Origin of the sequence: Clostridium septicum (genome assembly GCF_003606265.1) — a bacterium.
GTDB lineage: Bacteria > Bacillota > Clostridia > Clostridiales > Clostridiaceae > Clostridium > Clostridium septicum.
Genome location: NZ_CP023671.1, coordinates 1744516 through 1764017, shown reverse-complemented (window position 1 = coordinate 1764017; position 19502 = coordinate 1744516). Strand labels below are relative to the sequence as shown.

The 19502-nt window shown below is 41.7% G+C and carries 7 protein-coding genes, 1 tRNA gene and 8 rRNA genes; all 16 read right to left on the bottom strand.

Features of this window, described 5'->3' with window-relative positions:
* Positions 1-13 precede the first annotated feature (13 nt).
* Complete coding sequence (locus CP523_RS07830; RefSeq protein WP_066679161.1) at positions 14-1426, bottom strand: NAD(P)/FAD-dependent oxidoreductase; 1413 nt, start codon at positions 1424-1426, stop codon at positions 14-16.
* Positions 1427-1450: 24 nt separating this feature from the next.
* Complete coding sequence (locus CP523_RS07825; protein ID WP_066679162.1) at positions 1451-1957, bottom strand: transcription repressor NadR; 507 nt, start codon at positions 1955-1957, stop codon at positions 1451-1453.
* 15 nt (positions 1958-1972) lie between these two features.
* A complete protein-coding gene (locus CP523_RS07820; protein ID WP_066679164.1) occupies positions 1973-2473 on the bottom strand; it encodes an HDIG domain-containing metalloprotein in 501 nt (166 codons plus the stop codon).
* Between the two features lie 127 nt (positions 2474-2600).
* Positions 2601-2676: transfer RNA gene (locus CP523_RS07815), tRNA-Ala, on the bottom strand.
* A gap of 5 nt (positions 2677-2681) precedes the next feature.
* A 5S ribosomal RNA gene (gene rrf, locus CP523_RS07810) occupies positions 2682-2798 on the bottom strand.
* Positions 2799-2999: 201 nt separating this feature from the next.
* Positions 3000-5903, bottom strand: a 23S ribosomal RNA gene (locus CP523_RS07805).
* Between the two features lie 304 nt (positions 5904-6207).
* A 16S ribosomal RNA gene (locus CP523_RS07800) occupies positions 6208-7722 on the bottom strand.
* A gap of 623 nt (positions 7723-8345) precedes the next feature.
* Positions 8346-8462, bottom strand: a 5S ribosomal RNA gene (rrf, locus tag CP523_RS07795).
* Positions 8463-8664: 202 nt separating this feature from the next.
* Positions 8665-11567: ribosomal RNA gene (locus CP523_RS07790) — 23S ribosomal RNA — on the bottom strand.
* A gap of 304 nt (positions 11568-11871) precedes the next feature.
* Positions 11872-13386, bottom strand: a 16S ribosomal RNA gene (locus CP523_RS07785).
* Together the 16S, 23S and 5S rRNA genes with 1 tRNA gene alongside form the textbook arrangement of a ribosomal RNA operon.
* A gap of 404 nt (positions 13387-13790) precedes the next feature.
* Positions 13791-14105 (bottom strand): ATP-binding cassette domain-containing protein, encoded by a 315-nt coding sequence (locus CP523_RS16485; protein ID WP_120140753.1) that lies wholly within the window; start codon positions 14103-14105, stop codon positions 13791-13793.
* Between the two features lie 8 nt (positions 14106-14113).
* On the bottom strand, positions 14114-14395 hold the full coding sequence (locus CP523_RS16480; RefSeq protein ID WP_120140752.1) for an ATP-binding cassette domain-containing protein: 282 nt from the start codon (positions 14393-14395) through the stop codon (positions 14114-14116).
* A gap of 1 nt (position 14396) precedes the next feature.
* On the bottom strand, positions 14397-15158 hold the full coding sequence (locus CP523_RS07770; RefSeq protein WP_120140751.1) for an ABC transporter permease: 762 nt from the start codon (positions 15156-15158) through the stop codon (positions 14397-14399).
* On the bottom strand, positions 15133-16092 hold the full coding sequence (locus tag CP523_RS07765) for an ABC transporter substrate-binding protein (RefSeq protein ID WP_120140750.1): 960 nt from the start codon (positions 16090-16092) through the stop codon (positions 15133-15135). The genes CP523_RS07770 and CP523_RS07765 overlap by 26 nt, the downstream gene beginning before the upstream one ends.
* Positions 16093-16270: 178 nt before the next feature.
* A 5S ribosomal RNA gene (rrf, locus tag CP523_RS07760) occupies positions 16271-16387 on the bottom strand.
* 202 nt (positions 16388-16589) lie between these two features.
* Positions 16590-19493 (bottom strand): 23S ribosomal RNA (locus tag CP523_RS07755).
* Positions 19494-19502 lie beyond the last annotated feature (9 nt).

The following is a 19502-nucleotide window of genomic DNA, read 5'->3' as shown; positions in this document are numbered from 1 at the left end:
TAACCTCACTTTCCTACATTTCATCAAACTCTTTTATCCTACCTGATATAATTTTAGATTCCTTTGAATCATCTACAATATCCGTAACCTTTTTATCTAATTCTCTTGCTAGAATATTAATTATTTTATCATAACAATATGATCCATGGCAGCTGCCAAATCCTGCCCCGGTTCTTCTTTTAACTCCTTCTACAGTTCTAGCTCCTAAAGGTCTCCTAATACAATCTACTATTTCACCTTCTGATATATTATTACAAACACAAATTATTTTGCCATATCTTTTATCTAGTGATATAACTTCATTAAGTTCATCTTTATCCATTTCTCTAAATTTATAGAAATATCTTCTTTTATCTAAGAAATTTTTCTTTAATGTACATTTTAAATTATTTGTTAAAGTATCACAAAGCATTTTAGCTATAGCTGGTGCCATTGTTATCTTGCCATAATGAGTTCCAGTAACTCTTATATATCCCCTATCAATTTCACTATCATCTATTAATATAGAATCCTTATCATAACTCTCTCTAAATAAATTATTTATATGTTTCTTCTCAAGTCCAATAAGTAAATTATTTACATAATCTAAATTATCATCTAAACTAGTTTTATTAATACTTTTAATTCCTATTAACGATCCAGTAGTTGTTGTAGGAGTACTTACCACAAAAGTATTTTTATCTAATGTTTCTATAACTATTTTTTTTAATTTATTTTTATAATTATTAGCTACTAATAAATAACTCATATTTTTAAATTCATTTTCGCTAATCTCAGAATCCTTCTCTTCAACGATCCCATTTTCTTGTATATACATTTCATTTGGTATTGTATTTATAACGACTTTACATGAAAATTTATTTTTATTAGTTGTTACTTTAAATCCTTTAGCTAAGTTTTTAATATTTAAAACTTCTTCTTCTAATCTAAAATTAACACCATTATCAGATGCAACTTCTGCATATGCTATAGCGAGATCATATGGTGCAACTATAGCCACATTTTCAGAGTATAAACCTTTTTTAATATTAGTGTTTATATTAGGTTCTATCTTATATACTTGTTCAGCATCTATTAAAGTTACCCCTTCGATTCCTCTATATTTTGCCCTACTATGCATTTCTTCAAGCTTTCTAACACCATTTTCATCATTTACTACTCTCAATGCTCCTATTCTTTTAAAAGGAACATTAAACTTTTTACATGTCTCTTCTAATATAGAATTTCCTATATACTCTAGTCCAGCCATTACATTATCAGATGTTTCTGAACCATCATAAACTATAGATGTATTAACAAAAGATATGTCATCTGCAATATCATAATCTTTCTCTATAACAGCTATATTAAAATTATATTTTGACAACTCATAAGCTACAGAACAGCCTATTATTCCACCGCCTAATATAAGAATATCATAATCCATGACCTATACTCCCTCCTGATCTTACTATAGCAAAAACCCTTTCTGTTTTAACTCCAGTTTTATTGATTCTATATCCTCTTCTCTATCTGCTGATATAGTGTGAAGATGAATTCCATTAGTTAAATTAGATAGTGGTTTAACATTCTTATTATTAAACTCATCTTGAAATTTATTTAAATCATACAAATTCTTAATCATTAAATTCCCTCTAATTTCACCATATAAAGAATGTTCTATTATTACATCTTCAATAGTTCCTCCATATTTAACAACTGTTTCAAGTTCACTTATTGTTTCGTTAATATTATGATTTACTGCAATAATACTCTTAATCTTATTATTAATTGCATTATAAATGTAACCATCAGGAGTTGCTATAATAGAATTACCTGATGCCCTTAATATAGCTATATCTTTAACTATTATTTGCCTAGTAACACCAAATTTCTTAGCTAAATCTGTTCCTTTTATAGGCAAATTACTAGTCATTAATAACCTTATTATATCTTCTCTTCTTTTTGTAGATGCCATAAAATTTCTCCCTTCCTAATTTTTATCATCACATATACTTATTATGTCTAATATCCTATTATTAGTATTTTTATTATTATGGTGATATTTAATAACTTGAAGAAATTCTTCATCGTAATTATATTTTCTTAAAATTTTTTCTCCAATTTTAGGATGATTATAATATATATCTATTTGCTTTATATTATTATATCTATTAATTTTTCCATTTGTAGCTTTATCTAAAAGTACTACAATAGACTTTTCGAATACATTTAATTTAAACTTACTTTTTCCTATATCATGAAGTAATGCAGCTTTTCCGAGTTTCATAACATCAACATCTATATTATTTTCCTCTTTCATTGATATAGAATCTTTACATACTCTTATACAATGATGCTTCTCATTATGCTTTAATGTATTAAATAACTTTATTTCTTCTTCATTTAAATATTTTCTTAAATAATCATAATCTACCTTTTTAAATGTTGATCCTATAGCCCATAAGAACTGCTTAACTCTATAAAATGACATATGTTCACCTAGCCTTTTTATAAACTTATATATAAAAATAATAACACTATACCCTTTTATTATCAAATATTGTTAAGTATATATTATATATAACAAAAAAAGCTACGAATTAATTCGTAGCTTTATATGGTGGAGATAAAGAGATTCGAACTCTTGACCCCTTGCGTGCAAGGCAAGTGCTCTCCCAACTGAGCTATACCCCCATATGACCTGGCAACGTTCTACTCTCCCACACAGTCTCCCGTGCAGTACCATCGACGCTGTAGAGCTTAACTTTCCTGTTCGGAATGGGAAGGAGTGTTTCCTCTACGCCATCATCACCAGATGGTGTGAGATCCTAAATCTTTGATTTAGATATCGAACCCACTCAGCTATGCTGAGTTTCCTTTTCAACAATTAAATCTCAGTTTAGTTCTTACTTTACCTTTTCAGAGAATGTTCTCTGAAAATTGCACATGAATGAAGCCAAAATCTTTGATTTCGTTTCTCGAATTCACTCAGCTCTGCTGAGTTTCATCTTATTGTTTTGGTCAAGCCCTCGACCTATTAGTATCAGTCAGCTAAATATGTTACCACACTTACACCTCTGACCTATCAACCTTGTGTTCTTCAAGGGGTCTTACTAGCTTATGCTATGGGAAATCTCATCTTGAGGGGGGCTTCACGCTTAGATGCTTTCAGCGTTTATCCCTTCCCGACTTAGCTACCCAGCCATGCTCCTGGCGGAACAACTGGTGCACCAGAGGTCAGTCCATCCCGGTCCTCTCGTACTAAGGACAGCTCCTCTCAAATTTCCTACGCCCGCGACGGATAGGGACCGAACTGTCTCACGACGTTCTGAACCCAGCTCGCGTGCCGCTTTAATGGGCGAACAGCCCAACCCTTGGGACCTACTACAGCCCCAGGATGCGACGAGCCGACATCGAGGTGCCAAACCTCCCCGTCGATGTGGACTCTTGGGGGAGATCAGCCTGTTATCCCCGAGGTAGCTTTTATCCGTTGAGCGATGGCCCTCCCACGAGGTACCACCGGATCACTAAGCCCGACTTTCGTCCCTGCTCCACTTGTGGGTGTCGCAGTCAGGCTCCCTTCTGCCTTTGCACTCTTCGAACGATTTCCGACCGTTCTGAGGGAACCTTTGGGCGCCTCCGTTACTTTTTAGGAGGCGACCGCCCCAGTCAAACTGCCCACCTAACAATGTCCCGTCACCAGATTCATGGCGTCCGGTTAGAACCCCAATACTGTCAGGGTGGTATCCCAAGGTTGACTCCACCAAGGCTGACGCCCTAGTTTCCAAGTCTCCCACCTATCCTGTACAGACAATATCGGAATTCAATGCTAAGCTACAGTAAAGCTCTACGGGGTCTTTCCGTCCAATCGCGGGTAGCGAGCATCTTCACTCGCACTACAACTTCGCCGGATTTGCAGTTGAGACAGTGCCCAAGTCATTACGCCATTCGTGCGGGTCAGAACTTACCTGACAAGGAATTTCGCTACCTTAGGACCGTTATAGTTACGGCCGCCGTTTACTGGGGCTTAAGTTCACACCTTCGCTTGCGCTAAGTGTTCCCCTTAACCTTCCAGCACCGGGCAGGCGTCAGCCCCTATACATCAGCTTGCGCTTTAGCAGAGACCTGTGTTTTTGCTAAACAGTTGCTTGGGCCTATTCTCTGCGGCCTACTCTCGTAGGCACCCCTTCTCGCTAACTTACGGGGTCAATTTGCCTAGTTCCTTAACTGCAATTCTTCCGCTGGTCTTAGGATTCTCTCCTCATCTACCTGTGTCGGTTTGCGGTACGGGCACTACTTCTCTCTCTAGATGCTTTTCTTGGAAGCATGGAATCAGATACTTCAGCCTAATGGCCTTCCCCATCACGCCTCAGGATTGTTGAAACGGATTTGCCTATTTCAACTCCCTAAACGCTTAGACTAGCATTTCCAATCGCTAGCACATCCTATCCTTCTCCGTCACACCATCGATAATAACGATTGTAGTGGTATCGGAATATCAACCGATTGTCCATCGCCTACGCCTATCGGCCTCGGCTTAGGTCCCGACTAACCCTGGGCGGACGAGCCTTCCCCAGGAAACCTTAGATTTTCGACCTGTGAGATTCTCACTCACATCTCGCTACTAATGCCAACATTCTCACTCGTAATCAGTCCACCGCTCCTTACGGTACGACTTCAGCCCGATTACGACGCTCCTCTACCGCTCATCTTACGATGAGCCCGTAGCTTCGGTGGTAAGTTTGAGCCCCGGACATTTTCGGCGCAGGATCTCTCGACTAGTGAGCTATTACGCACTCTTTCAATGAGTGGCTGCTTCTAAGCCAACATCCTAGTTGTCTTAGAAATCCCACATCCTTTTCCACTTAACTTACACTTTGGGACCTTAGCTGACGATCTGGGCTTTTTCCCTTTTGACCACGGATCTTATCATTCGTAGTCTGACTGCCGGACTAATAGTATATGGCATTCGGAGTTTGATAAGGTTCGGTAAGCGATACGCCCCCTAGCCCATTCAGTGCTCTACCTCCATTACTCATATCCGACGCTAGCCCTAAAGCTATTTCGAGGAGAACCAGCTATCTCCGAGTTCGATTGGAATTTCTCCGCTATCCACAGCTCATCCCATGCTTTTTCAACAGCAACGTGGTTCGGTCCTCCACGGGGTTTTACCCCCGCTTCAACCTGGCCATGGATAGGTCACCCGGTTTCGGGTCTACGGCATGCAACTACTCGCCCTATTAAGACTCGGTTTCCCTTCGGCTCCGTACCTTAAGTACTTAACCTTGCTACATACCGTAACTCGTTGGCTCGTTCTACAAAAAGCACGTCATCACACTCATATGGTGCTCTGACCGGTTGTAGGCACACGGTTTCAGGTTCTATTTCACTCCCCTCCCGGGGTTCTTTTCACCTTTCCCTCACGGTACTGCTTCACTATCGGTCATCAGGTAGTATTTAGCCTTGGGAGGTGGTCCTCCCTGCTTCCCACAAGGTTTCACGTGTCTCGTGGTACTCTGGATCAGAACTCTAAACCTTTTTGTTTTACCTACGTGGCTATTACACTCTATGGCCTAACTTTCCAGTTATTTTCGGTTACAAATTAGTTTATTTTATGTTCTGTCCGCAACCCCAGAGATAAATCTCTGGTTTGGGCTCTTTCCCTTTCGCTCGCCGCTACTTAGAAAATCGATTTTTCTTTCTCTTCCTCCAGGTACTTAGATGTTTCAGTTCCCTGGGTTTACCTTCCTGCAACTATTTATTCATTACAGGATACATGGGGTTTCCCATGTGAGTTTCCTCATTCGGAGATCTCCGGATCACTGGCTATGTGCGCCTACCCGAAGCTTTTCGCAGCTTATCACGTCCTTCATCGGCTCCTGATGCCAAGGCATTCACCATGCGCCCTTTGTAGCTTGACCTATACGGTTCTCTTTTACAAAGAGTTAATTTACTTTCACAAAGAATATTATTCTTGGCTTGTTGTCACTTCTCAATTAACTTTCGTTAATCTGAAACTCCTGTTCACATACGCTTTCAGGAGTAAGTTCGAATAACTAAATTATAATTTTAGATTCTCACTTAAGTTGTTTTTAATTCATGTGCAATTTTCAAAGAACAAAAATTTTGAAGGCTTTTGGTCCTTCAAAATTGAACAGAAGTTAAGATACCATATCTTTTGAGTTATTACTAGTTAATCATATTGTTAACTAGATTTCTCCATAGAAAGGAGGTGATCCAGCCGCAGGTTCTCCTACGGCTACCTTGTTACGACTTCACCCCAATCGCTGACCCTACCTTAGGTCGCTGCCTCCTTGCGGTTAGCTCACGAACTTTGGGTATTGCCAACTCTCATGGTGTGACGGGCGGTGTGTACAAGGCCCGGGAACGTATTCACCGCGACATGCTGATTCGCGATTACTAGCAACTCCAGCTTCATGTAGGCGAGTTTCAGCCTACAATCCGAACTGAGACAAGTTTTATAGTTTAGCTCCACCTCGCGGTATTGCATCTCGTTGTACTTGCCATTGTAGCACGTGTGTAGCCCTAGACATAAGGGGCATGATGATTTGACGTCATCCCCACCTTCCTCCCGGTTAACCCGGGCAGTCTCGCTAGAGTGCTCAACTAAATGGTAGCAACTAACAATAAGGGTTGCGCTCGTTGCGGGACTTAACCCAACATCTCACGACACGAGCTGACGACAACCATGCACCACCTGTCATCCTGTCCCCAAAGGGACTTCCTCGATTAAGAGTAATGCAGGAGATGTCAAGTCTAGGTAAGGTTCTTCGCGTTGCTTCGAATTAAACCACATGCTCCGCTGCTTGTGCGGGCCCCCGTCAATTCCTTTGAGTTTTAATCTTGCGACCGTACTCCCCAGGCGGGATACTTAATGTGTTAACGGCGGCACGGAAGGAGTTGATACCTCCCACACCTAGTATCCATCGTTTACGGCGTGGACTACCAGGGTATCTAATCCTGTTTGCTCCCCACGCTTTCGAGCCTCAGCGTCAGTTACAGTCCAGAGAGTCGCCTTCGCCACTGGTGTTCTTCCTAATCTCTACGCATTTCACCGCTACACTAGGAATTCCACTCTCCTCTCCTGCACTCTAGACTTCCAGTTTGAAATGCAGCCCCCAGGTTGAGCCCGGGTATTTCACATCTCACTTAAAAGTCCGCCTACGCTCCCTTTACGCCCAGTAAATCCGGACAACGCTCGCCACCTACGTATTACCGCGGCTGCTGGCACGTAGTTAGCCGTGGCTTCCTCCTCAGGTACCGTCATTATCGTCCCTGAAGACAGAGCTTTACGATCCGAAAACCTTCATCACTCACGCGGCGTTGCTGCATCAGGGTTTCCCCCATTGTGCAATATTCCCCACTGCTGCCTCCCGTAGGAGTCTGGGCCGTGTCTCAGTCCCAATGTGGCCGATCACCCTCTCAGGTCGGCTACGCATCGTCGCCTTGGTGAGCCGTTACCTCACCAACTAGCTAATGCGCCGCGGGCCCATCTTGTAGCGGATTACTCCTTTAATTGCTGCTCCATGCGAAGCTGCAATGTTATGCGGTATTAATCTCCCTTTCGGGAGGCTATTCCCCTCTACAAGGCAGGTTGCCCACGTGTTACTCACCCGTCCGCCGCTAGGTTTGTTTCCGAAGAAACTCCCCTCGCTCGACTTGCATGTGTTAGGCACGCCGCCAGCGTTCGTCCTGAGCCAGGATCAAACTCTCACTAAAAAGTTTAATCTGTTGCTCAAATTACTTTGAGTCTTTTAAGACTCTCAAAAGAATTGCTGGTTATTACTTAACTTTTATTCTGTTCAATTTTCAAAGACCATTTTCTTCCTCGCCCTCAAGCGACTCATTTATCTTATCACCTATTTAAATCAATGTCAACACTTTTTTTTATAATTTAAAACTGTTAATTCGATTTATTTAGTGTTTTTTTTATGTTCCTCTTGGGAACGAAATTTATAATACCACTTAATTTATAGCTATGTATAATTATAAAAGCTAATATTAACAATTTATATTAAATTTCCTCCAATTTACTACCTTTATCTCTACTACTCTACTATTGATACACTAGGAGAAGTGTCCTTAATTTCATAGGCTATTAATTAATTTATATTTCTAGAAGATACTTAATACAGTATCTTCAACTATTGTTCTTCATCAAAAAAATAATAGTTGTACTATATAATTTCACATAAACAATTTATATTATAACTACATACTAAACTAAAAAATTTCTATTCATAATATTTACTTGAAAGAAATTAATTCTACTATTAAATTATTTTATATTATAATTAATTTTAAATAAAAAAATAAGAGTCTTAATAGACTCTTATTTACTAACCTGGCAACGTTCTACTCTCCCACACAGTCTCCCGTGCAGTACCATCGACGCTGTAGAGCTTAACTTTCCTGTTCGGAATGGGAAGGAGTGTTTCCTCTACGCCATCATTACCAGATGCTGTGAGACCCTAAATCTTTGATTTAGATGTCGAACCCACTCAGTTGTGCTGAGTTTCCTTTTCAACAATTAAATCTCAGTTTAGTTCTTGCTTTACTTTTTCAGAGAATGTTCTCTGAAAATTGCACATGAATGAGAGCCAAAATCTTTGATTTCGTTTCTCGAATTCACTCAGCCTTGCTGAGTTTCATCTTATTGTTTTGGTCAAGCCCTCGACCTATTAGTATCAGTCAGCTAAATATGTTACCACACTTACACCTCTGACCTATCAACCTTGTGTTCTTCAAGGGGTCTTACTAGCTTATGCTATGGGAAATCTCATCTTGAGGGGGCTTCACGCTTAGATGCTTTCAGCGTTTATCCCTTCCCGACTTAGCTACCCAGCCATGCTCCTGGCGGAACAACTGGTGCACCAGAGGTCAGTCCATCCCGGTCCTCTCGTACTAAGGACAGCTCCTCTCAAATTTCCTACGCCCGCGACGGATAGGGACCGAACTGTCTCACGACGTTCTGAACCCAGCTCGCGTGCCGCTTTAATGGGCGAACAGCCCAACCCTTGGGACCTACTACAGCCCCAGGATGCGACGAGCCGACATCGAGGTGCCAAACCTCCCCGTCGATGTGGACTCTTGGGGGAGATCAGCCTGTTATCCCCGAGGTAGCTTTTATCCGTTGAGCGATGGCCCTCCCACGAGGTACCACCGGATCACTAAGCCCGACTTTCGTCCCTGCTCCACTTGTGGGTGTCGCAGTCAGGCTCCCTTCTGCCTTTGCACTCTTCGAACGATTTCCGACCGTTCTGAGGGAACCTTTGGGCGCCTCCGTTACTTTTTAGGAGGCGACCGCCCCAGTCAAACTGCCCACCTAACAATGTCCCGTCACCAGATTCATGGCGTCCGGTTAGAACCCCAATACTGTCAGGGTGGTATCCCAAGGTTGACTCCACCAAGGCTGACGCCCTAGTTTCCAAGTCTCCCACCTATCCTGTACAGACAATATCGGAATTCAATGCTAAGCTACAGTAAAGCTCTACGGGGTCTTTCCGTCCAATCGCGGGTAGCGAGCATCTTCACTCGCACTACAACTTCGCCGGATTTGCAGTTGAGACAGTGCCCAAGTCATTACGCCATTCGTGCGGGTCAGAACTTACCTGACAAGGAATTTCGCTACCTTAGGACCGTTATAGTTACGGCCGCCGTTTACTGGGGCTTAAGTTCACACCTTCGCTTGCGCTAAGTGTTCCCCTTAACCTTCCAGCACCGGGCAGGCGTCAGCCCCTATACATCAGCTTGCGCTTTAGCAGAGACCTGTGTTTTTGCTAAACAGTTGCTTGGGCCTATTCTCTGCGGCCTACTCTCGTAGGCACCCCTTCTCGCTAACTTACGGGGTCAATTTGCCTAGTTCCTTAACTGCAATTCTTCCGCTGGTCTTAGGATTCTCTCCTCATCTACCTGTGTCGGTTTGCGGTACGGGCACTACTTCTCTCTCTAGATGCTTTTCTTGGAAGCATGGAATCAGATACTTCAGCCTAATGGCCTTCCCCATCACGCCTCAGGATTGTTGAAACGGATTTGCCTATTTCAACTCCCTAAACGCTTAGACTAGCATTTCCAATCGCTAGCACATCCTATCCTTCTCCGTCACACCATCGATAATAACGATTATAGTGGTATCGGAATATCAACCGATTGTCCATCGCCTACGCCTATCGGCCTCGGCTTAGGTCCCGACTAACCCTGGGCGGACGAGCCTTCCCCAGGAAACCTTAGATTTTCGACCTGTGAGATTCTCACTCACATCTCGCTACTAATGCCAACATTCTCACTCGTAATCAGTCCACCGCTCCTTACGGTACGACTTCAGCCCGATTACGACGCTCCTCTACCGCTCATCTTACGATGAGCCCGTAGCTTCGGTGGTAAGTTTGAGCCCCGGACATTTTCGGCGCAGGATCTCTCGACTAGTGAGCTATTACGCACTCTTTCAATGAGTGGCTGCTTCTAAGCCAACATCCTAGTTGTCTTAGAAATCCCACATCCTTTTCCACTTAACTTACACTTTGGGACCTTAGCTGACGATCTGGGCTTTTTCCCTTTTGACCACGGATCTTATCATTCGTAGTCTGACTGCCGGACTAATAGTATATGGCATTCGGAGTTTGATAAGGTTCGGTAAGCGATACGCCCCCTAGCCCATTCAGTGCTCTACCTCCATTACTCATATCCGACGCTAGCCCTAAAGCTATTTCGAGGAGAACCAGCTATCTCCGAGTTCGATTGGAATTTCTCCGCTATCCACAGCTCATCCCATGCTTTTTCAACAGCAACGTGGTTCGGTCCTCCACGGGGTTTTACCCCCGCTTCAACCTGGCCATGGATAGGTCACCCGGTTTCGGGTCTACGGCATGCAACTACTCGCCCTATTAAGACTCGGTTTCCCTTCGGCTCCGTACCTTAAGTACTTAACCTTGCTACATACCGTAACTCGTTGGCTCGTTCTACAAAAAGCACGTCATCACACTCATATGGTGCTCTGACCGGTTGTAGGCACACGGTTTCAGGTTCTATTTCACTCCCCTCCCGGGGTTCTTTTCACCTTTCCCTCACGGTACTGCTTCACTATCGGTCATCAGGTAGTATTTAGCCTTGGGAGGTGGTCCTCCCTGCTTCCCACAAGGTTTCACGTGTCTCGTGGTACTCTGGATCAGAACTCTAAACCTTTTTGTTTTACCTACGTGGCTATTACACTCTATGGCCTAACTTTCCAGTTATTTTCGGTTACAAATTAGTTTATTTTATGTTCTGTCCGCAACCCCAGAGATAAATCTCTGGTTTGGGCTCTTTCCCTTTCGCTCGCCGCTACTTAGAAAATCGATTTTTCTTTCTCTTCCTCCAGGTACTTAGATGTTTCAGTTCCCTGGGTTTACCTTCCTGCAACTATTTATTCATTACAGGATACATGGGGTTTCCCATGTGAGTTTCCTCATTCGGAGATCTCCGGATCACTGGCTATGTGCGCCTACCCGAAGCTTTTCGCAGCTTATCACGTCCTTCATCGGCTCCTGATGCCAAGGCATTCACCATGCGCCCTTTGTAGCTTGACCTATACGGTTCTCTTTTACAAAGAGTTAATTTACTTTCACAAAGAATATTATTCTTGGCTTGTTGTCACTTCTCAATTAACTTTCGTTAATCTGAAACTCCTGTTCACATATGCTTTCAGGAGTAAGTTCGAATAACTAAATCATAAATTTAGATTCTCACTTAAGTTGTTTTTAATTCATGTGCAATTTTCAAAGAACAAAAATTTTGAAGGCTTTTGGTCCTTCAAAATTGAACAGAAGTTAAGATACCATATCTTTTGAGTTATTACTAGTTAATCATCTTGTTAACTAGATTTCTCCATAGAAAGGAGGTGATCCAGCCGCAGGTTCTCCTACGGCTACCTTGTTACGACTTCACCCCAATCGCTGACCCTACCTTAGGTCGCTGCCTCCTTGCGGTTAGCTCACGAACTTTGGGTATTGCCAACTCTCATGGTGTGACGGGCGGTGTGTACAAGGCCCGGGAACGTATTCACCGCGACATGCTGATTCGCGATTACTAGCAACTCCAGCTTCATGTAGGCGAGTTTCAGCCTACAATCCGAACTGAGACAAGTTTTATAGTTTAGCTCCACCTCGCGGTATTGCATCTCGTTGTACTTGCCATTGTAGCACGTGTGTAGCCCTAGACATAAGGGGCATGATGATTTGACGTCATCCCCACCTTCCTCCCGGTTAACCCGGGCAGTCTCGCTAGAGTGCTCAACTAAATGGTAGCAACTAACAATAAGGGTTGCGCTCGTTGCGGGACTTAACCCAACATCTCACGACACGAGCTGACGACAACCATGCACCACCTGTCATCCTGTCCCCGAAGGGACTTCCTCGATTAAGAGTAATGCAGGAGATGTCAAGTCTAGGTAAGGTTCTTCGCGTTGCTTCGAATTAAACCACATGCTCCGCTGCTTGTGCGGGCCCCCGTCAATTCCTTTGAGTTTTAATCTTGCGACCGTACTCCCCAGGCGGGATACTTAATGTGTTAACGGCGGCACGGAAGGAGTTGATACCTCCCACACCTAGTATCCATCGTTTACGGCGTGGACTACCAGGGTATCTAATCCTGTTTGCTCCCCACGCTTTCGAGCCTCAGCGTCAGTTACAGTCCAGAGAGTCGCCTTCGCCACTGGTGTTCTTCCTAATCTCTACGCATTTCACCGCTACACTAGGAATTCCACTCTCCTCTCCTGCACTCTAGACTTCCAGTTTGAAATGCAGCCCCCAGGTTGAGCCCGGGTATTTCACATCTCACTTAAAAGTCCGCCTACGCTCCCTTTACGCCCAGTAAATCCGGACAACGCTCGCCACCTACGTATTACCGCGGCTGCTGGCACGTAGTTAGCCGTGGCTTCCTCCTCAGGTACCGTCATTATCGTCCCTGAAGACAGAGCTTTACGATCCGAAAACCTTCATCACTCACGCGGCGTTGCTGCATCAGGGTTTCCCCCATTGTGCAATATTCCCCACTGCTGCCTCCCGTAGGAGTCTGGGCCGTGTCTCAGTCCCAATGTGGCCGATCACCCTCTCAGGTCGGCTACGCATCGTCGCCTTGGTGAGCCGTTACCTCACCAACTAGCTAATGCGCCGCGGGCCCATCTTGTAGCGGATTACTCCTTTAATTGCTGCTCCATGCGAAGCTGCAATGTTATGCGGTATTAATCTCCCTTTCGGGAGGCTATTCCCCTCTACAAGGCAGGTTGCCCACGTGTTACTCACCCGTCCGCCGCTAGGTTTGTTTCCGAAGAAACTTCCCTCGCTCGACTTGCATGTGTTAGGCACGCCGCCAGCGTTCGTCCTGAGCCAGGATCAAACTCTCACTAAAAAGTTTAATCTGTTGCTCAAATTACTTTGAGTCTTTTAAGACTCTCAAAAGAATTGCTGGTTATTACTTAACTTTTATTCTGTTCAATTTTCAAAGACCATTTTCTTCATCGCCCTCAAGCGACTCATTTATCTTATCATCTATTCAAATCTCTGTCAACATTTTTTTAAAAAACTTTTAAAATAAGTTTTTATAATTAACTTAATTTGTTTAGCTGATTTAATCTGTTCCTCTTGGGAACGAAACTTATGATACTACTTATAAAACATTATGTTTTTTCTATTTATACTCATAATTTAAATTTAATATACACATTATTGTATTTTTCTCTTCTTTTCTATTTATACCTATTATTGATACACCTGGCATGGTTTTTGCTTTTTATTGATATACTTATCTTATTTTTATATAAAATTATCATATTCTTCAATAATTTTTATCGGTTGTCCATCTAAAATAAATATTTTTTCTCCTAATAAATCTATTTCTTCTTTATCATGACTTACAAAAATTACAGTTAATTTTTCTTTTCTTATTTTTTCTTTAATAATATTTATAATTTTTATTTTACTTTTTATATCTATTGATTTAAATGGTTCATCCATAATTAAAAATTTTGACTTACTTATTAAGGCTCTTGCTATATTAATTTTTTGTTTCATACCTCCGCTTAATTCATTTGGATATAACTTTTTTGATTCTTCTAATCCTATTTTTATTAATACCTCTAAAACTTTCCCCTAGCTTTATCTTTAGAATAATATGACTTACTTATTAAATATAAATTTTCATAAACTGTTTTCCAGGGTATTAGTCTATCTTCCTGAAAGACAAAACTTACTTCTACTCCATTTTTAATTAACTCTTTAGAAATATTTTTTAATAAAGTAGTTTTTCCACATCCAGATTGACCTATTATACAATTTATTTTATCAGATTCAATATTTATACTAAAGTCCTTATATATAATTTTATTACCATAATTTACATTTATATTTTTAATATACATATCATATCCCCTTGTTCCATTTAATACATCTGCTACTTAGTTTTTTTATTACTTTATCAAATAATATTGTTATTATAGATATTATTATTATCCAAGCAATCACAGCTACAGTATTTAATTGCATTTTTTCCATCTGTATTATTGCACCTATACCATATTTAGGTTGTGAGTAAATTTCTCCTGAAATAACAACTTTAAATATTAAAGATAAAGATGAACTAAATACATTTATTAACCCAAAAATTATTGTTGGTAAATATATGCTTATAATAATATCTTTATTTTTTACTCTATAGACTTCACACATCTCTATAATATTTTCATCTATTCCTAATAATGAGTTTAAAACAACTTCATAATATATTGGTATAGAAATCAATCCTCCTATCATTATTGGCGCATAATCCTTGGATATCCAAATTAAAGCTAATACTATAAACGCCATTGTGGGTATTGATTTAATAACAGAAAAAATTGGATATAAAAAATTATATATAAATTTATTTATATAGCTAAGTGTACCTAAAATTATTGCTAATATAATAGATATTATAAAACTTATTAGACATCTTAAAAGACTAGCAAATATTAAATTTATAAAATCCTTATTAAGTATAATTCTATGTAATTCATCTGTAATTCTATCTAATGATGGAAAAAGTAGCTGATTATTTACAGCTACTGCTCCCATTTGCCATAATATTAAAAGGATAATAATTGAAATAAACATATATTTATTATCCTTCAATAAAGATTTTCTCATAATCTACTTTTCCTTCCTGTGTTTCTGTAATCTTATCTATGGACTCAAAATAAATTTTATACTCATTTTTACTTTCATCTATAGAATAATATTTTAAATTTCCTCTTTCTAGAGCTTTATCTAAAGTTACTTTATTTACAGTTATAGAATTCTTCTCGCATATTCCAGATACATCGTTAGAATTACTATTAACCCACTCTATAGAATTTTTTATTTTATCTAAAATTTCATTACATAACTTTTTATTATCTTTATAAAATGATTCTTTTATAAGTATTGTAGACTGAGGATAACCTTTATCTACATTCTTTAAATTCTTCCATTCTAGATTTAAATCTAACAATATTTTAGTATCAGGTTTTTTAGCTAATATAGTTGATAATGCAGGTTCTGGAACAACAGCTATTTTAGCCTTATTATTTATTATCATAGGTGCTAATTCACTTGCTGCATTAACATATGAGTAATTTATTTTTTTATCATCTATTCCCTTACTATTTAATATCTCCCTACAAATTATATCCGGAGTTAAGCCTTTGCCTGTATTATATATTTCTTTCCCATTTAAATCTGATACATCATTAATTTCTTCTGTTGAAATTAAATACATAGATCCCCAACCTACAGTTCCTACTACTTTATAATCTAATCCCTTTTTGTATGCCTGTAATGCTAAATTTGATGGAACTACAGCAATTTCTGCTTCTCCTTTTAGAATTTCTGCTACTAATGCATCTGGAGTTTTTTGCAATGCTATATTAAATTTATTTTCACTTTTTGATTCATTATCGTCTATGAATTTACTTGTAGCAATTGCAGGCAATCCATCAGGCAATATAATGTATACTTTTTTTAAATCCATCTTGCTAGCTTTACATGATATTAATCCAATTAATAAAAAAATTGATATAACTATACTAAATTTTTTTCTCATTTATTATCCTCCCTTTTCAAACAACTAATAAAATTATCTTATATGTACATTTTATCCTTTTTTCTTTTTATATACATAAAGCACTATAACTATTATATCAGTTATAGTGCTTTTAAAATTACCTGTTTATATATAATTTTACAAAAAAATAAGAGTCTTAATAGACTCTTATTTACTAACCTGGCAACGTTCTACTCTCCCACACAGTCTCCCGTGCAGTACCATCGACGCTGTAGAGCTTAACTTTCCTGTTCGGAATGGGAAGGAGTGTTTCCTCTACGCCATCATCACCAGATGGTGTGAAATCCTAAATCTTTGATTTAGATATCGAACCTACTCAGCTGTGCTGAGTTTCCTTCTCAATAATTAAATCTTAGTTTAGTTCTTACTTTACTTTTTCAGAGAATGTTCTCTGAAAATTGCACATGAATGAGAGCCAAAATCTTTGATTTCGTTTCTCGAATTCACTCAGCTCTGCTGAGTTTCATCTTATTGTTTTGGTCAAGCCCTCGACCTATTAGTATCAGTCAGCTAAATATGTTACCACACTTACACCTCTGACCTATCAACCTTGTGTTCTTCAAGGGGTCTTACTAGCTTATGCTATGGGAAATCTCATCTTGAGGGGGGCTTCACGCTTAGATGCTTTCAGCGTTTATCCCTTCCCGACTTAGCTACCCAGCCATGCTCCTGGCGGAACAACTGGTGCACCAGAGGTCAGTCCATCCCGGTCCTCTCGTACTAAGGACAGCTCCTCTCAAATTTCCTACGCCCGCGACGGATAGGGACCGAACTGTCTCACGACGTTCTGAACCCAGCTCGCGTGCCGCTTTAATGGGCGAACAGCCCAACCCTTGGGACCTACTACAGCCCCAGGATGCGACGAGCCGACATCGAGGTGCCAAACCTCCCCGTCGATGTGGACTCTTGGGGGAGATCAGCCTGTTATCCCCGAGGTAGCTTTTATCCGTTGAGCGATGGCCCTCCCACGAGGTACCACCGGATCACTAAGCCCGACTTTCGTCCCTGCTCCACTTGTGGGTGTCGCAGTCAGGCTCCCTTCTGCCTTTGCACTCTTCGAACGATTTCCGACCGTTCTGAGGGAACCTTTGGGCGCCTCCGTTACTTTTTAGGAGGCGACCGCCCCAGTCAAACTGCCCACCTAACAATGTCCCGTCACCAGATTCATGGCGTCCGGTTAGAACCCCAATACTGTCAGGGTGGTATCCCAAGGTTGACTCCACCAAGGCTGACGCCCTAGTTTCCAAGTCTCCCACCTATCCTGTACAGACAATATCGGAATTCAATGCTAAGCTACAGTAAAGCTCTACGGGGTCTTTCCGTCCAATCGCGGGTAGCGAGCATCTTCACTCGCACTACAACTTCGCCGGATTTGCAGTTGAGACAGTGCCCAAGTCATTACGCCATTCGTGCGGGTCAGAACTTACCTGACAAGGAATTTCGCTACCTTAGGACCGTTATAGTTACGGCCGCCGTTTACTGGGGCTTAAGTTCACACCTTCGCTTGCGCTAAGTGTTCCCCTTAACCTTCCAGCACCGGGCAGGCGTCAGCCCCTATACATCAGCTTGCGCTTTAGCAGAGACCTGTGTTTTTGCTAAACAGTTGCTTGGGCCTATTCTCTGCGGCCTACTCTCGTAGGCACCCCTTCTCGCTAACTTACGGGGTCAATTTGCCTAGTTCCTTAACTGCAATTCTTCCGCTGGTCTTAGGATTCTCTCCTCATCTACCTGTGTCGGTTTGCGGTACGGGCACTACTTCTCTCTCTAGATGCTTTTCTTGGAAGCATGGAATCAGATACTTCAGCCTAATGGCCTTCCCCATCACGCCTCAGGATTGTTGAAACGGATTTGCCTATTTCAACTCCCTAAACGCTTAGACTAGCATTTCCAATCGCTAGCACATCCTATCCTTCTCCGTCACACCATCGATAATAACGATTGTAGTGGTATCGGAATATCAACCGATTGTCCATCGCCTACGCCTATCGGCCTCGGCTTAGGTCCCGACTAACCCTGGGCGGACGAGCCTTCCCCAGGAAACCTTAGATTTTCGACCTGTGAGATTCTCACTCACATCTCGCTACTAATGCCAACATTCTCACTCGTAATCAGTCCACCGCTCCTTACGGTACGACTTCAGCCCGATTACGACGCTCCTCTACCGCTCATCTTACGATGAGCCCGTAGCTTCGGTGGTAAGTTTGAGCCCCGGACATTTTCGGCGCAGGATCTCTCGACTAGTGAGCTATTACGCACTCTTTCAATGAGTGGCTGCTTCTAAGCCAACATCCTAGTTGTCTTAGAAATCCCACATCCTTTTCCACTTAACTTACACTTTGGGACCTTAGCTGACGATCTGGGCTTTTTCCCTTTTGACCACGGATCTTATCATTCGTAGTCTGACTGCCGGACTAATAGTATATGGCATTCGGAGTTTGATAAGGTTCGGTAAGCGATACGCCCCCTAGCCCATTCAGTGCTCTACCTCCATTACTCATATCCGACGCTAGCCCTAAAGCTATTTCGAGGAGAACCAGCTATCTCCGAGTTCGATTGGAATTTCTCCGCTATCCACAGCTCATCCCATGCTTTTTCAACAGCAACGTGGTTCGGTCCTCCACGGGGTTTTACCCCCGCTTCAACCTGGCCATGGATAGGTCACCCGGTTTCGGGTCTACGGCATGCAACTACTCGCCCTATTAAGACTCGGTTTCCCTTCGGCTCCGTACCTTAAGTACTTAACCTTGCTACATACCGTAACTCGTTGGCTCGTTCTACAAAAAGCACGTCATCACACTCATATGGTGCTCTGACCGGTTGTAGGCACACGGTTTCAGGTTCTATTTCACTCCCCTCCCGGGGTTCTTTTCACCTTTCCCTCACGGTACTGCTTCACTATCGGTCATCAGGTAGTATTTAGCCTTGGGAGGTGGTCCTCCCTGCTTCCCACAAGGTTTCACGTGTCTCGTGGTACTCTGGATCAGAACTCTAAACCTTTTTGTTTTACCTACGTGGCTATTACACTCTATGGCCTAACTTTCCAGTTATTTTCGGTTACAAATTAGTTTATTTTATGTTCTGTCCGCAACCCCAGAGATAAATCTCTGGTTTGGGCTCTTTCCCTTTCGCTCGCCGCTACTTAGAAAATCGATTTTTCTTTCTCTTCCTCCAGGTACTTAGATGTTTCAGTTCCCTGGGTTTACCTTCCTGCAACTATTTATTCATTACAGGATACATGGGGTTTCCCATGTGAGTTTCCTCATTCGGAGATCTCCGGATCACTGGCTATGTGCGCCTACCCGAAGCTTTTCGCAGCTTATCACGTCCTTCATCGGCTCCTGATGCCAAGGCATTCACCATGCGCCCTTTGTAGCTTGACCTATACGGTT

Bases quoted from the DNA above. Each gene is read 5' to 3' on its own strand.
- CP523_RS07830 (WP_066679161.1), bottom strand. From the start codon at position 1,426: ATGGATTATGATATTCTTATATTAGGCGGTGGAATAATAGGCTGTTCT.
- CP523_RS07825 (WP_066679162.1), bottom strand. From the start codon at position 1,957: ATGGCATCTACAAAAAGAAGAGAAGATATAATAAGGTTATTAATGACT.
- CP523_RS07820 (WP_066679164.1), bottom strand. From the start codon at position 2,473: ATGTCATTTTATAGAGTTAAGCAGTTCTTATGGGCTATAGGATCAACA.
- CP523_RS16480 (WP_120140752.1), bottom strand. From the start codon at position 14,395: ATGTATATTAAAAATATAAATGTAAATTATGGTAATAAAATTATATAT.
- CP523_RS07770 (WP_120140751.1), bottom strand. From the start codon at position 15,158: ATGAGAAAATCTTTATTGAAGGATAATAAATATATGTTTATTTCAATT.
- CP523_RS07765 (WP_120140750.1), bottom strand. From the start codon at position 16,092: ATGAGAAAAAAATTTAGTATAGTTATATCAATTTTTTTATTAATTGGA.